Genomic DNA, 16,120 nt, shown 5'->3' on the forward strand with positions numbered 1-16,120 from the left:
AACATTTTCAATTAATAATACCTGAACGGCAAAACTCTACTCCAATAAGTCCTCAGGCTTGTATACGGGAAACTAACTTCGTACGTCGTCTCATCCAGAAAAGAAAGCTGAAATTCCCGCCCTTCTTCCCACTGAAAATACAGTGTAGAAGTAAATGCCCTGAGCGTTCCACTACTGATATGAGTCTGCCACCACTCCACACGCTCTTTTTTCAAATTCGAATCCATATAAAAGAATTCATAAAAGAACCAGCTCAACTCATCAAGTGTAGGAATAAACCATCCTCCCCCCAGCGAAGCACAATAATTAAAGCCAGGGAAGTCCGACAAGTCACCAAACTGCATCCTCATTTCCAGCATATTATTACTTCCTGTATTCTCAGTCCAGTTTATACTTTGCAGAGCATTCTGTTTACTATCCATTACTTCACCATATCTCTCCGGCACAATCATCTGATACATATCCTCAGGAGGAATCCCCACCACCAGTCCGGGTTCACTGCCCTTCCGCAAACGCACCACATACCCCTGCACATTATCCGCATCCGGCCACGGGTCACCCATCTGGTATTTCTCCATTTCGGCAGTATGTTGTTCCTCCTGCCAGTCTTCGATAGGCATCTGGCTATCCAGCACCAGCGAAGGAGCATCAGAGATCTGCAATGTGAACTGATACACCTTTCCCGCCTCAAACAAGCAAGTAAAATCCTTGCTGAAACTTTTATCTCCCCACTGGAAAGTCAGAAACTCCATATCCTCATACTGCTGCGGAGAAATCCGGCACACATACGTTTCATCATCCCAGCTATCAGGCACTTCCATGCGATAGGGAGCCAGCCAGCGAGGGTTTTCCTTCAGCGACACCTCTCCGGTCAGACAATCCAGCCATCCGTCGGCATACGATTTGACACGCAGATTATCTATACACTTATCCTTTCCCGAAAATTCATTGTCTATTCTAACATGAAAGACCAGCGCAGAAGTCAGATGACGCATTTCTGCCGTCTGAGGTGCTCCGAGTTCCCCCTTTGTCAACGTTGTTTTTCCCCACAAGAACTCCGAGTTCCGGCATCCCTCACCCGTCTGGTCTGCTTCTACCTGCAAAGACAACAATTCCTTCCCAGCTTCCAGACGATAAGGATAATAACCAATCATCTCCACCCGGCTACCCGCTTCATTCGAAAGCCAGTAAAGTGCAGCTTCCGACTTCCATTCTCCCGACTCATACACCAGCCGGGTATTATAGTTATCCGTACTATTTTCCTCACCACCCCCTTCAGGAAGAATAAACACCCCCATTTCATCTCCTTCACGGAACAAATTCCCCTCCAGTTCGCCAGGCACCGATACATTGAAAGCCATCTGTGTGCGGCTTCCCTCCGAAGCATCCGGTGTAATATCTTCATTACGGGTACAAGCTCCCAGCACAGACAGCAGCACACCCGCCAGTAAAATCATATATTTCATAGCTTCTCAGATCTTTATTCTACATTCAGTTAAAAGGAAAAGTAAAATCACCTCCCGGTTCCCAGTCCGTTATCCGGACCTCCCCCAGAACCAGTTTCTCCAGTGTAGCCGACACATAACACGCCAGCTCCAGCCTCTTTCCTGCCAGCAGTTCCATGTCATCTCCCAGTCTGATTTCACGTATCATGGCCGGTGCATCCTCCCCTTCACGGAGATCTTTCATTTCCAGACGGAAAACCGTTCCAGCACTCAACGATTGTGGGAACAATATCCACGAAGCCGTCTTGTTGCCTTCCTCCCCCTGAAGGTAAGCCACAACCTCGGCACCCTCTGTATAAGGTGTTACTGATCCGGTGTTCAAGTCAAGCATCGCCTCCGAAGCTCCCCCTTCCAGCGACACACCCAAAAGACGATAAATCTGTGCATCATACGTAAGCTGCAAAGAAACACACCCATTCAAAGGCCTCATCCCTACCGACAAGATTCCCTCCTCACCGGGCAGCACATCCGAAACAGCCCCATAATACGCACACTGCGGAACTGCAACCGACTGATCCGTCCCCACAGACAACTTCCAGGCAGAAGGAGTATCCTCCGGCAACACATTCCGGTAAGGCAGATACGCATACGCATTGACAGCCGTATCCGGGTCCTTCCACCAGGCCGGCCTTACAAAATTCCAGCTTCCATCCTTCCAGGTCACCTCCATATTGTCCACCTGATTGCCCGTCAGACTCACCAGTTTTCCGTCACCCTCTGCCGTACGGTTCACCACAAAGAGCCCTATACCTGCATCAGTCTCTCCCAATCCGTCAGGTAAGAATACCATAGGCACCTGCAGGTCAATAGAAGCCTGCATCACTTTCACTTCCTCCGTCTTATCCAGCGAGCGGAAACGAATCACCCCTTCCCGCTGTACGCCCGAAGTATTAGCTTCCACGGTAACATGCACTTCTGCATCCCCATCTCCCGAAACCATATCCATCGTACCCCAGTCCATGTCAGCCATTTCCGCAGTCCATTCCGCATCCGACCGCACACTTATGTTCAAGGTCTCCCCTTCAGGTCTGCACTCCAGCACATCCGGAGATACCACAAAAGTATATTCCTTATCAGGATCCTCTTCATCCGGTTGCTCACCTCCGGGCTGTTCTTCTCCCGGCTGTTTGCCAGGTTCCTCATCTGGTGAAGAGCCACATGCCGTCCATCCCATTGTCAATACAGCCCACAGGCCTATCAAATAAAATCGTTTCATAGCCCCTCCTTTCATTCTGTTTTTCCAGCTTGAGTAATAGAAACCTCCATCACAGGCAACACACCTTTATGAAAAAGTCTGACCACGCAACTGCGTGACACCGCCGATTCATTAGCCGCCACCTCGATAGAAAAATTACCGGAAGCATCCGGTTCCAGGTTCACAAGCTGCACCCAACCCGTCACATCCGTCTCTTTATATTCAACCTCATAAGTCAACCCGGTGTATTCTCCCAGAATCCAATACTGATAGCCCGATAAAGAAGTAGCCTCCCAGGACAGATTATTCCGTACCTCCGTAAGAGCCACCGCACTCTGATACACCGTAATCTCTTTTTTTACCGACCCTGCCGTCAGCCATAATTTCCCTTTTCGGTCCTGAGTAGTCAGATTCTCCTGAATACCAAAATGAAAACGGCCATCTTCAAACTTATAGTCAAACCAGTCGTCCCCCTCACTCTTTTCTATCTTAATGTCCAGGTTCGAAGTAAAAGGATCAGCTTCATAGGCATTTACATTCACCCCATTCAAAAAAGCCGCGAAATAATCATACGTAATAGAAAGTTCACGAAAATAAGAGTACACCGAATCATACGGAAGCGTCAGGAAAGCAGGAAAATCCTTCTGATAATCCAGCACATACTCTTTCCCCTCCTCCAGAGTTAAAGGAGCATTCAGCTTATAGCCATACGCCTCATAGCCATTCTCACCAAACACCAGATAGCGCATCAAAGTCCCCGCCTCCAGCGTTTGAGGATAAACGATAGCCTCTGCCGTACGAGCCTGTGCGTCATAATACATTTTCACCTCCATCCGGTTGTCCGTACTCAGTGCCACCTCACCCGTATTCAGGTTCACCGTGCCGTGATTCTTCACCTGACGCAAGAACACCATGGGCTCCGAAGTCATAGGAGCCCCTTCCACCGTCACGTCCATATTGATTTTCACCTTGCTAAACCGGTGTTTCATCGGCAAAGGTACCCCCTCCGGATACGAGTCAGCAGTCACATCGTCCACCTTTCCCCACAGAAAATCCGATTTCCGCAGCGAATCCAACGAAGACTGGTCGGACGGCAAATCCACCGCCAGACGTGTCAAATCCTGGCTCTCAGATAAAGAAAAATAAGGATAATAAGCCACCACATCCATCGGAACGGTATTATCTTCCCAGTAGAACTCATACGGGCTCTCCCATACCTCTTGTTCACTCTCATACCAGTAAGGAATATTCCACATAGAATACCCCTCTTCTGCCCCATCCTTCGACATAAAGATGCCAATCACATCATTCTGTCTGAATCCGTTTTCCATAGCCGCCCGGCTACACACTTCAGGAAGGAAGACCACAGGCCTCCTGCTGCCGTCAGCGGCCGACTGCATTTCCGGTTCGTTCTTTGCACACGCTCCCAGTATTACAGCCACCGCCACGGTAAGAAAAATCCCCGTTTTCATTTTATTCTTTAATATTGGTATGCCCTAAAGATATAAATTTTATGATTTATTACCAATAAATTCACAAAACTTATTTCTGTATTGTTATGCTGTCCATGCTTCTCGGTTCTACCCAATTTCAAAGGAAATGTTTCAAAATAAAAAATGGGAACTTATAATCTATAAGTCACAACATAAAAAATCTCCAACTTTAACCATATAATTTAAAATAAACTAAGGCTAAAGTAGGAGATTTTTACCTTAATATTCCATTTTGAGCGGTCTCTACCTCCGCAACTTTATAAGAATTTATTGTTTTACTAAGGTAATTAGCGGAACCTGACTACCCACCGGATGATCAACCAAATCATTAAATGTCGTCACAGCTTGATAAATATCAGAGCGATTCGTGGGCGAAGCATAATATATTGTAAGCTGTTCATCCATCGTAAAATCATATTCCGAACGTAATGTGAGTCGATAAGTAGCAATACCGTTTTGAACCGATTTAACCACCAAATCGCCTACACGAGTACCATTTTTACGTTCCAAAACGATAAAGGAGCTTTCACTTAAATTACTGCCATCACTCAATTGAAGAGTTCCCGTGATAGGTTCATTACCAAACGATGCTGACGCCGGTATAAACAAAGCCTGACTTTCATCTGCCGTACTAATAGTTACAGTTTCAGCACTCGCAATACGCTTAGTTTGAAAATACAAAGTTCCACGTTTATCTAATTGAAATTTCTTAGGCACAGTGAAATAATATCCTCCAACCGTCGGTGTTAGCCAACTACTATTAGGAGCATCTTCCACAGGCTCAAGGTTATTCGTGCGAATCAAGAATTTCACGTCAGTAGAATCTACAGCAGCATTAGGGATAGTAAAATGTATGTTTGCAGGCTGACCAATTCCGTACTTCACATTATCAATCTCAGGCGTATCATCTACAATATGGAAATTACTGAAAGTAAAACGATTCGGATCAGAAACCAACTCTACTGCAGCAGACTTATACCAATAAGATGCATCAGTATTATATCCCCCTTCATTATCTATCGAAAAGCGAACTAAATCCTCTACATGAGGCGTATTAGTCAGAAAATGAAGTGTAAGAGTTGAAGCATCAGGGGTGGTAATCCAATAGTAATTAACAATACTATTTTCTGTTGGTTTACCTTCATTCATATATAAATTACGCTCATTTGGATAGTTCACGAAATCAGGTATCAGCGAAGTCGTTGCCATACGCATGACTGTCCCTTTTTTAGGCGTTGATTGAGCATCATTTTCCTTAAAATTCAATTTGATCTCTACCGCGCGATTCACTGTAGGTGCTAAAGAATCCTTCAAAAATCCAGGATTATCCTCAGATGCTCCCTCAAGTTCAATACGACGACTGTTTTCTTCACTTTCCTGAAAAAGCACAATTTTTTCTTCATCCTTGAAATTATCAGCCTCAACAAACACATGAGTGTGCTTAATATTGTTCTCTGCGTATTCACAGTCTTCTACAGTTCCCGTTGGATCATTACCCGCAGTTACATTTAACGTAAAGAACAGTTCCTGAATACCAGAACTATTCGCTGTATAAACAAACTTATATCCCCAGTCTGTATGACGATTCGTTATGTTACCATCTTCATCTTCTATCTCATAATCACAATCTTCAGAAACAATAGGAAGCTGCACCCCCAATTTGCTATTCGCATTCATCTTATTAGTTGCAATTTTAATCGTGACAGGGAAAAGCTCCTCCGGATAATTTTCAGGAATTACAAAAGTCATTGACATTCTTTCGCCTTTCACCATCGGAACTCCAGTAGACACCCACACAGGTTTAAACTCAAAAGGTTTCATCAGATAAATTTTTATTTGGCGGGTAAACACTCCGGCCCGCAACAAAAGTGTACCAATTACCGGATTTTCCTTCGGTTGCGACAAATTCATTGTAATTGTATATGTATTGGTATTGTCTATATGACCCAATTGAGGGCTCACACTAGAGAGTGTTCCGTCATTATCAAGCCAGGAAACAGATACATCGTCACTATTGCCATCATAAGTGAAATCAATCGTCTGTGTACCTCCCACATTGAAGATCTGTGTAGTTCCATTCAGGATGTTCAACGTATGCGTTCCGTCGCTAAGTTCTGGAATCTCCGGATCGACAGAAACCCAAGCATTATTAGCTGCAATGCCCTCCTTCGCCTCGTCAAAAGTGGTGTAACCCATTGACTCGGGAGGAGTAGAATTTATTCGAATCACATATTTAAAATTACGATAAATAGGCAGCAGATTCTTGTTGCTATCTACAAACATAATTTTATAATACTTGGCCGATTCCTTCGTTTCTCCAATCAGCATGACGGCATAAACAGGCGTATCAAGTGTATTTGGATTTTCAAATATATAATGAGGGTCTCCTTGCGCCACATCGCCCTGTACCGTAACGTCCGTAGCATCGGTCGACAATACCTGATAATCCGCTGCAGGTTCCGTCACATAAGGAGCATCCAACGAGTAAGTAAACTTGCCCGTATCATCCTTCGCATCTGGATTAAAGGGAGCAATTGTTCCCCATGCACGCCGATTACAAACCGCATAACCAAAAACCTGCAATCCGGACGCCGCAACCTCCCAGCACACCTGGGCCTGGTTACGATAAAGTACTATTGACAAAGGAAAATTGTCTAAGTCTGTTACAGCCACACGCCCCCAATAAGCCATAAGCCCTGAAGCTGAAACAATAGAGGGAATCAAGGTTGTTTCACTCATCCCAGGTACAGCATTTATATCATCCAAATAGACATTCGACAAAAAATGAATTCTCCGCGTGCTACTCGGTACCGTTACATCGAACGTGTATGCATAACTCCCATTCTCACCGCTAACCAACTGAATGTTGGAAGCATCACGACGTCCTATATAAGAGCCATACTCATCAAAACAAAACAAATAAAGTGTTTTTATTCCCAAGCCATCGGGGTCAATATCACGTGTAGCCACCACTTTCGCGTCTGGAACAGTGGCACTAAACTGAAGCACTACTTCTCCCTCAGCTACACTCTCTTGCCCGTTTTTTACAGCATATTCATCAGTACAAGCAGACAAGCCTGCCAACAAAAGCACACACATCCATAAAGTATATATCCGTTTCATATATCTTACTACTTTTCTGTTTTACTTATCTGATTTTCTGTGCACGAAACTCTTTCAAATCATCTGGAGTCACATCCCGTATACAACGCACCTTCCCATCACTTTTTGAATCTGTACCAGTAGGAATCTCATCATTTCCTGGTTGGCTTGTTATTAAATAAGTATTCGTGTCTGCAGCCCAATAATACACATCTGTCAATACTTTATCCATCACTTCGCTCTGTGTCGTTTGGTAACCTGCAATAATTTGTAACTCTGCATAAGTAGGAAGTCGCCAGTCATCAAAACGCCGATGTCCCTTTCCATCATATTTTTTTCCACTTAACCGGTCTGCCTCATCAATTGTATAAATACTGTATTCCACATAATGCTTGCAGTTATCTTGTGCATGAACCCAATCTACATTTCCAATATTTCCTAAATTGGAAGCCAGCATAAACGTAGGAGAAACCAGTTTGTTGTTTTCTTCACCTAAAGCGGTTACTAGTTCTCCCTCTGTATTTGTCAGATTAGGACGAGCCACTGTATATTGATCGCTAGTACTTGAAATCTGAACCAAATACATCCGGTTATTATCTGCCGGGGTATTCGCAGTAACATATAAGGGATTATATTTATTAGCGTCTTTATAGCTATAATCAATTCGATAAATCACACCCTCCCAATAAAACTTAGATTTCATGTAGGGATTCGTACCTATATGACCATCCAATCCTTCGCGTATATCTGCAGAATACATTCCCGCCAAGTTACTGGGCCATTCACCATTCACCTTGATTTCCCCGTTTTTCTCATATTGCTCTACATACGAATACAAACCCGGGACACCCGAGATATATTCCAGTGGATATTGTATTATATTGATTGTTTTTTCCATACCATCCACATTCGTAATTTTTAAAGTAACATAACGTGCCGTTACAATTTCCGGAATATCACTGTGAATCTTTAACTTTCCAGACAAGGTAGATTCATCATAATCTACAGAATACCAATCGTAAGCACTCTCTGTCAACGAAACTTCTTTCCCATATTTATCTACATAATAAGCACTCTCTAATGTAACCGTTATGGCTGAAGAAGAGAAAAAAGTGACCACCGTATCAGCCACATTATGCATCTCTATTTCATCTTCACTGACAATCAAATATTTATAGGTATCTCCTCCCACCTGTACTTCCTCCTTTTCCCAAGGAGCAATAGAAAGTGTAGGTGTAAGTTCCTCAGGTTGGTCTATTTCTTGATTCCCCACACGGTCTACTGTCACATTGATGGTATAAACCGTATTACGTTTCAAGCATAAGTCGGCGGCCGTATTGGAGATACGTACCGGAATCTTATAATAATTCTGATATGTTTCTTCCTCCTGGTTTTTGGTATAAGGAATATTCATCAATATATAAGTTTCCTGATCAGCTACATTATCCCCCCATTCATTAGGATAACTATATGCATAAAGCAAATCCCTTCGATTTTCTCCGCTCCCTTCCGTTCCATTAGATTTTGACATATTTGCAGCATCTGCATCACCAAACAAATCAAGGATTGGTATGGGATCTGCTTCTGCCAGCACACGAGCATCCTGCGCGTAACGTACAAGCTTCTTCCTCACATCTACAATCTCAATACCATCGGTTAGAAAACCATTTGTATAGCTCACATTCACCACAATCTTGGCGGCAGCCCGCGCTAAATCAATGGCAATTGTTTCGTCTGTACCTTCACCGGGAGTCCATCCTTCTTTTTTGCCATCCATCATAAATTTCTTTCCCGCATAGACTTCCTCGTTTCCAAACTGGTCATTCTCTACCTTAAAAATATCTGGATCTGTATCACTCAGAGCCATCAATGCCGTCCATGTCTTTATCCGGCTTAAATCCGTCTCTGTTTCTAGAGTCGAAGCATCATCGTACTGATGAAAATTGGCCACTACATAGATGTCATAACTCACTGCTGTGAACTTGGATTTCCAGTTTCCCGTTTCCAAAAGAACCGTTCCATTTTCTCCTACCTCTCGATGATAATAACGGGCTACTTCTCCCTTCTTGTCTGTAGAAAAGAAAAATATATCTACATTCTTTACCACATTTTCTCTCAAACCATCATTTGATGCAGTAGTACCTTCTGACACGACAGCTTCACCACTTGCCAACAAATTCAGAGCAAGCCCATCAACAGTGGTCCCTTCCTCAACCAACATCGCATTCTCCGTGCAACCAGCACAATAAAATAAGCCACACAGCGAAAGCAAGAACATATATAAATAACGCCTTTTCATCATATTCTCTTAATTTATCATGGTTGAACGGCAGCATCCCATTGGTCAGCTGACACCTGACATATCCGAATACGGGTAGTACTTCCTGGATGACTATTGCCATTATTAATTATCTGCTCTCCATTTTCGGTCTGTTCTCCATCCACCAGACGGGTCAATGTAATATAAAGTTCTGTTTCGCGTACAACCGCGGCATCAAATGCCTGTGTAGGCCGAACAGAAAAGATTACCTCTCCCGCTCCTCCAATTCCTGAAGCCGTACCGGAAGCACTTGTTTCACTATACAACTCAAATGCATTTCCATTCGACAAATTGGCAGTCCATCTTGCCCCGACAGGCTGATTCATAGTCATGGAAAATGTCACCTGACGGTTTTCATCATTAAACACCGTAGCGTATGCTTGTGCATCTCCTACACCCACACGCACATCCTTACTGGAGAGTTTGAACTGTCCATCAAACTGATTATTATAACTGATGGAAATCTCTTTCTCTGTTTCCCATGGAAGCACCTGAAGACTCAAACTTAATTCTCCCGCATAGTGAGCATATACCACTACAAAATGGTTACGTATTATACTGCCGTCCAACACAACCTCCTGACTTCCGGGTTCTCCGTTTACTTCATACTGAATGACACATTTCACCTGATTTAAACCTGCTTCATGAATATAATACGGAGTCAAAGAAGTTGCTGCTTGATTCAAGGCATCAAGATATGCCTGCTCATTGCCTTCTTGCAGAGTGATTTTAGACTGCTCTTTTCCAAATGTTGTCGATTTTGAAACATCAATCGTAAATCTTTCAGAAGAGGCAGAAGTAGTAGGCACAGAAGGAACTGTCGGACGCAAAGTAACATTAGTAGCCGTTACCGATTCCGGAAAGACTGTGCCTTGCGATGACAATCCGCTAAAAGAAACAGAAGTCACCCTAAAATCTACACTTGTTTGATTGGTAAAATAACAGCCTACTTTTGCTACTCCTCTTTCCAGCGGAATCTGGAAAGTACCTGCCTCCAGTTGGGCTTTTGTGATTCCTGTTACAATTCTCGACATTAACAGGCCATCGTCTGTCAATGTAGAATAAGGTTTACTGAAAACAGCCGTTTCAAGTTCTTCACGTGAAGATTCACCGGACAAACCTGTTTCCTCTCCTCCATTCACCAGCACATATACATCTGATTCATCTTTCAATTCGGAAGAAAGCACCATTTCTACACGCAACGTGCCCGTATTGTCTGTATAACGTAAAGCATCAGGCACATATTTATAAGCCAATGCCTTGTCTGTATTGACAGCAGAAGAACTGAAAATCCAGATACGAGCACTGTGAAATGTGCTTTCTCCTTCTTCGGCATTCACAATACCCTCCGCACGTGTACGTGTGGTATAAGGTTGCAAAGAAGGAAAATTCAACGTAACGACATGCTCATGCGTCACTCCCTCTTCAGCTTCTTTCCTGCAGCCCGGTAACAGGCTCATCAATATGCCGCACCCTAGCAGGACTAACCAATAAATCCACCCTTCCTTATACATAAAAACCTCTTCTTCCTATTTCACATTCTCAACCTAAAGACACATCTTCCAGTGAAACCACCCATCCATTGACGATGATATAATTTTGCAGGAAAGTATCTCCATCCACAAAAAAAGTAACCGCATACGTATCCTGACGGTCCAGATACTCCTGATCATCCCATTCTGCACGATGTTCTCCTACCGCCTGCAATGACAAGAACCACGTCAGGTTAATATCAAGCACATCTTTTCCCGTCCGGTTATTGATAATTCTGAAACGAGGGCCTTGCTCTGCCATCATTCTAGATGTATTCAGTTCAGCCACCACCGCATGATTGATCTCCGCATCGCTCACACGTGATTTTCCAGCTACGGTTTCATCCTGCAACAATTCCTGATAATAAGGTTTATACGTCACTTCACCCTGCCCATAAGGATCAGCCTTATAATCCAACCAACCGTTCTTTCCATCAATTACAAACGAATAATCCTCCTGATGCAGGGTCTGTCCCGCACGTGCCGGCATCAGGATTACGCGCAGGGTATTGGTACACTTCATCATGTCAATCGTAAATTCTTCCTCATCTGTCCCCTTTACTTCCACATCCAGTGTACCACTTAACAGACCGTTCAAACGGGTACTGCACACATTATTCTCGTCACGATTCAGATAAGCAGTCAAATCACCAATCACCGACTGTCCGGCAGTCAGTTCCGGAAAAGCAAACTCTGATAATTCACCTTCATGTTCCATACTTTTTGCCCACGCCACCAGTTTGTACTTACCTACGGCCAAAGAAGGCATAAGCATGGCATAACCGTTTACGATGTGATCGCCCTCATCTTTCTGCATGGAAAGAAACTTTCCGTCTTCATCAAAAATCCACACACATACACCGTCGGCCTCTTTTCCAAAGGCATCATTCTCTGCTACATTGTACGTGTAACGAAAATTCACTTTCACACCGCTGCCCACAGTAGCCGGACAATCATCTCTGTCTTCACGGATACACGATGTACACAGCAACATCCAGAACGCTGCTGCCAGCATGCTCCACATCCCTACTTTCTGACTTCGTTTCATGATTCTGTGTTTTTATTTTATATATCATAGGAAGCCTTTATAAGGTTTCCGCCATTTCTTTCAAATTCGGGGCAACAAAATAAAAATGTTGCAAAAAAAGCATGTATAGTCTGCCGACTTTTGTACTATCCATGGAACAGCTTACCGCTGTTCCATGGACATACCTTAATTTTTATTGCAAGTCTACATCATAATTACTCAAAACCCAAGGATTAACCTGGCACTCTACCACTAAGTAAGTCTTCGGAGTGGTAGGATCTTCCGGATCTGTATCCGGATTCCATCCACCCGGAATATCATCACCAATATTCTTTACAGAATTTACAGTCAATCCGTAAACAGTGTTACGCATTACAGACTGGTATTTTACCTGCTGACCATCTTTAGCTGCAGTATAGTTCTGGTCTTCAATATAATGTGTATAGTACATCACGCCATCTTCATACACATGAATATCATATTTCACACGGAAATCAGAAATAGTTTTTACAGTAGCAGATTCGTCTGCAGTTCCGGCTTTAGCTGCTGTCAGTTCAGTTTGAGCGGCTACCAGTTCTTCCGATCTATCATTGTCAAGTCCATCTTTATCATCAAATACTGCCGGATATTTAGCTTGAACAGCTTCCAACGAAGCAAAATACTCGCCATTGTAAGCATAGAAACAGTTTGCTCCTGCCAATCCATCACTACTTGTAACCGCAGCAGTAGCCTTAAAAATTACCCCAGTAGTATTACCATTCAAGTCTGAACCTTCAGCAAAACAATCTCCAGTTGTAGAGCCGGAGTTATTTTCCATGCAATACAAAGGACCAGCTCCATAAGTACCCTTCAAATCAATAGCTCCAGTATAAGAATCATTTTCATCCTTATTTATTGTACGGAAATCATTCCATCTATTGTAAAAGTTAGCTTCAGCATTGTTTACAACTGTCGGGGTCAGCAAGGTATTTTCATGGGAAACTCCAGCAGTAGTAGTAGCAGCAGCACTCCAATGCTGTTGCAGATAGAAATCCTTGATTCCATTTACCAGGTTAAAGCCGTTAAAAGTTATAGCAGTCAAACCTGTCAACTGTGCTGTTGCGGCTGTAATATCTACACCTTCCGCCTTCTGTGTATAGGTAATCTTTGCAGCCAAACGGTCCAGTTTAATAGGACTTGCAGTCTTGGCAGGGTTATCATAATCATTTTCAGCAGATACGGTTATCTTCTGCCCTCCTGTCTTATCCGTTCCATTACACTCACTAAACATCAAAAATTTACCATTTGTAGCGAAATCAGCACTTGAAGTTATTGTTTTCTGCAATGTTGTGATATTATCACCTGTAGAAACGCTCAAACTACCTGGGTTCGCAATCACATACACATAGTAAGTACCGACAGATGCTTCTACGGGATAAGTCTCCATACCACCCGTAACACTTTTGCAATTCACTTTTTTTGCTGACAGAACGTTTCCATCCTGATCACATAATAGAACCATGGCTTCTGAAATCGTTGACTCTCCTGTTATTCCTTCATCCGTACCATCTTCTCCAGCCACCGTTCTGGAATCGCTGTTTTCTGTTCCTACCAGGGTCAGCGTCAAGAACGTACGTTGTGACTGTTGTCAGTCGACGGTACATTGTCTTCATTAGAGCATGCGAACAAACCCAAGCCCGCAAATGCCAAAAACAAACTTTTAGACAATTTCATAGTAAACTAAAATTTTAATTAAACATCATTTTTATTCTATCTTTATTATTCAAATTATTTATTCTGCCATATATTCCACATACTGCTTCAGCAACGTAAGGTTTTCACCTGCCTGGCCGAATCCCTTGGCCTTTGCCGCAGAGAAAGCCTGTGAGGCCTTGTCATACTGGCCAGCCTTGGCATAAGCCACACCCCTCATATTCAGCAGGCTACCATCTTCCGGTGCATTTTCCAGCAAGCGGATGGCTTCGCCCGTACGGTTGGCTTCCACCAGTGCCAGGGCCGCATTGTTTACCGCCGTTACATCGTTCGGATAGGCTTTGGCTCCGCGCATCAGGCAGTCAATGTATTCCGGACTGCCCTTGCCGTAATTGTCGGCCACCTGCTGTATTTCGCTCACGCTCATCAGATCTGGGCGGGTCTTAATCATTTCCTTTCCTTCTGCCAGGTCGAAATGGCGTACGTTGTATTCTATGCGGTATTCGTTACGACGAACCGGACCATACATCTCGTTCAGCAAACGTTTATAGATTTCAGGCGGTACCAATGCTTTCAACTGTTCTTCGCAAGCATCCTTGTCGTCACCGCAGTTGTCAATAATATTCAGCACTTCATCAATTTTCAACAGTTTGGGGTGCTTCACCACTTCTTCACGCAAGCCTACCCAGTCTTCACCCTTCCAGTCTACATGGTAAAGCTTCGAATCTACGCTCTTCAAGTCATCCTTCATGTATTCCGTGAAGGCTTTCGCACGGCGTTCAGACAGCTTCATGTTGTAGGCCATAGTTCCTTCCGGTGAAGCGTAACCTGTTACGTAAATACCGGTTATGGTAAGGTCATTGTTGTCTTTTACCAGCGAAATGGAGTTGCGTACCGTATCCAGTTCAGCCGCGTTGTTCTTGAATTTCGGGTCAATACGGTAGCTGTCCTGACGGAACTGCAGGCGGGCACTCCGAGTTTCGGAACGGCGTTTTACGATTTCTTCTTTCGGTTGGAGGAAAGGAGAGTAATAAGCCGGTGTCATCGGCGGGAAAATATCACCTGTAGAAGTATTCTCGTCACCTTCATCGCAAAGCGCACAGCCTGTCACGTACGCACGAAGACGGAGGTCACCTCCAATCATCCAGCGCTTGAAAGGAACAGAAGCGTCATAGTCGAGCGTCTGGGCCGTACCGTTTTTACGGCGTACCTTCACCACGGCATCCGGATTAAGGTTCGTATCTTCAAAGGCTTCGGTACGTTGCTGCACCTTGTCGCGCACCTTTCCGTTGATAACGAAAGAAGGAAGTTCCTGCTGCTGACTGCCGTCGGCAGAGAGAATCACGGGCACCACGCGCAGCGAATGCTGGTTCTTCATATCCAGGTCGTCCAGGCTCACCGTCATCTTCACGTTGGCCTGACGGTCGCCCGTCTTCACCACCTCACGGTTTACAATCTTTATTTCACTCAGATAAGAAGTCTGGCCGAATACGGGAATGCCGGCTGCCAGTACAAATGCGAGAGAGATAATATATTTTTTCATCGTACGTTCCTCCATCATTTAATTACGTAAATCAAGGATATGGCGGCCTTGGTCAAACCGAAATAGTCTTTCTTGTCGCTGCCGCGCCATTCACCGCAATGCGGGCAGTCGTACTTGTCATAGTCGGCGCGTATCCAGCCGGCCCCAATTTCAAGTCCCAGGTTCCAGTGCTTGGACAGCACAAACTGGTAACCGTAGCCAATGCCGGCGCCATACATATTACCCTGGTAACGGTAATTCTTAAAAGAAGGGAAAATGCCCAGATCCATATTGGCCACATTAAACTGCCCGCCCAGCGCATGAAGTGCCAGGAAATGGCCGTTGAAAGCTTCACAGAACCAATAGCGCGCTTCAGGCTGCACCAGCCAGTGCTTCATCTTGCGGTCATCACCTAAATTAAAGGGGTTATAATTACCCGACAAATCAATTGTCCACTTCGGAGCCACACGAAACTCTGCACCCAAATTAAGCGTAGTGGTCACATCGTAAAGCAGGTTTGTCTTCACGGCTATTTTCTGGGCAGAAACCGATATACAGACAAACAGAAACAATATCCATACCTGTATTTTTTTCATAACACCATGTCTTTTATTTTTGTATATTTATTTGGTAAATATATATTTAGATTATGGAAATATAGAATCATTCCTATTTTTTTCAAAAGAAATTTATCAATTAACTATTGACAGCAATAATTCAACTGATAAATCT

The 16,120-nt window shown here is 43.9% G+C and carries 10 protein-coding genes; all 10 read right to left on the reverse strand.

Features of this window, described 5'->3' with window-relative positions:
• Positions 1 to 11: 11 nt before the first annotated feature.
• Positions 12 to 1,466: a fimbrillin family protein gene (locus BACPLE_RS05000; protein ID WP_007559463.1), complete on the reverse strand. Its 1,455-nt coding sequence runs from the start codon at positions 1,464 to 1,466 to the stop codon at positions 12 to 14.
• A 25-nt stretch (positions 1,467 to 1,491) separates the two neighbouring features.
• Complete coding sequence (locus tag BACPLE_RS05005) at positions 1,492 to 2,721, reverse strand: fimbrillin family protein (protein ID WP_167535716.1); 1,230 nt, start codon at positions 2,719 to 2,721, stop codon at positions 1,492 to 1,494.
• Between the two features lie 11 nt (positions 2,722 to 2,732).
• The gene (locus BACPLE_RS05010; RefSeq protein ID WP_007559465.1) at positions 2,733 to 4,172 is read right to left on the reverse strand and encodes a fimbrillin family protein; all 1,440 of its coding nucleotides are present in this window, start codon (positions 4,170 to 4,172) and stop codon (positions 2,733 to 2,735) included.
• 288 nt (positions 4,173 to 4,460) lie between these two features.
• Positions 4,461 to 7,316, reverse strand: a complete 2,856-nt coding sequence (locus BACPLE_RS05015; protein WP_007559466.1) for a hypothetical protein — start codon at positions 7,314 to 7,316, stop codon at positions 4,461 to 4,463.
• Between the two features lie 25 nt (positions 7,317 to 7,341).
• Entirely contained in the window at positions 7,342 to 9,597 is a 2,256-nt protein-coding gene (fimD, locus tag BACPLE_RS05020; RefSeq protein ID WP_081458102.1) for a fimbrial tip adhesin FimD, read from the reverse strand.
• A gap of 14 nt (positions 9,598 to 9,611) precedes the next feature.
• Positions 9,612 to 11,129, reverse strand: a complete 1,518-nt coding sequence (locus BACPLE_RS05025; RefSeq protein WP_007559468.1) for a hypothetical protein — start codon at positions 11,127 to 11,129, stop codon at positions 9,612 to 9,614.
• Between the two features lie 28 nt (positions 11,130 to 11,157).
• Entirely contained in the window at positions 11,158 to 12,195 is a 1,038-nt protein-coding gene (locus BACPLE_RS05030) for a FimB/Mfa2 family fimbrial subunit (protein WP_007559469.1), read from the reverse strand.
• Positions 12,196 to 12,367: 172 nt separating this feature from the next.
• Positions 12,368 to 13,780, reverse strand: a complete 1,413-nt coding sequence (locus tag BACPLE_RS05035; RefSeq protein ID WP_040312425.1) for an Mfa1 family fimbria major subunit — start codon at positions 13,778 to 13,780, stop codon at positions 12,368 to 12,370.
• Positions 13,781 to 13,945: 165 nt separating this feature from the next.
• On the reverse strand, positions 13,946 to 15,409 hold the full coding sequence (locus BACPLE_RS05040; RefSeq protein ID WP_040312465.1) for a DUF3868 domain-containing protein: 1,464 nt from the start codon (positions 15,407 to 15,409) through the stop codon (positions 13,946 to 13,948).
• A gap of 14 nt (positions 15,410 to 15,423) precedes the next feature.
• The gene (locus tag BACPLE_RS05045) at positions 15,424 to 15,984 is read right to left on the reverse strand and encodes a DUF3575 domain-containing protein (protein WP_007559473.1); all 561 of its coding nucleotides are present in this window, start codon (positions 15,982 to 15,984) and stop codon (positions 15,424 to 15,426) included.
• Between the last annotated feature and the right edge of the window lie 136 nt (positions 15,985 to 16,120).

The sequence above is a fragment of the Phocaeicola plebeius DSM 17135 genome, from assembly GCF_000187895.1.
Classification (GTDB): domain Bacteria; phylum Bacteroidota; class Bacteroidia; order Bacteroidales; family Bacteroidaceae; genus Phocaeicola; species Phocaeicola plebeius.

Bases quoted from the DNA above. Each gene is read 5' to 3' on its own strand.
- BACPLE_RS05000 (WP_007559463.1), bottom strand. From the start codon at position 1,466: ATGAAATATATGATTTTACTGGCGGGTGTGCTGCTGTCTGTGCTGGGA.
- BACPLE_RS05005 (WP_167535716.1), bottom strand. From the start codon at position 2,721: ATGAAACGATTTTATTTGATAGGCCTGTGGGCTGTATTGACAATGGGA.
- BACPLE_RS05010 (WP_007559465.1), bottom strand. From the start codon at position 4,172: ATGAAAACGGGGATTTTTCTTACCGTGGCGGTGGCTGTAATACTGGGA.
- BACPLE_RS05015 (WP_007559466.1), bottom strand. From the start codon at position 7,316: ATGAAACGGATATATACTTTATGGATGTGTGTGCTTTTGTTGGCAGGC.
- fimD (WP_081458102.1), bottom strand. From the start codon at position 9,597: ATGATGAAAAGGCGTTATTTATATATGTTCTTGCTTTCGCTGTGTGGC.
- BACPLE_RS05025 (WP_007559468.1), bottom strand. From the start codon at position 11,129: ATGTATAAGGAAGGGTGGATTTATTGGTTAGTCCTGCTAGGGTGCGGC.
- BACPLE_RS05030 (WP_007559469.1), bottom strand. From the start codon at position 12,195: ATGAAACGAAGTCAGAAAGTAGGGATGTGGAGCATGCTGGCAGCAGCG.
- BACPLE_RS05040 (WP_040312465.1), bottom strand. From the start codon at position 15,409: ATGAAAAAATATATTATCTCTCTCGCATTTGTACTGGCAGCCGGCATT.
- BACPLE_RS05045 (WP_007559473.1), bottom strand. From the start codon at position 15,984: ATGAAAAAAATACAGGTATGGATATTGTTTCTGTTTGTCTGTATATCG.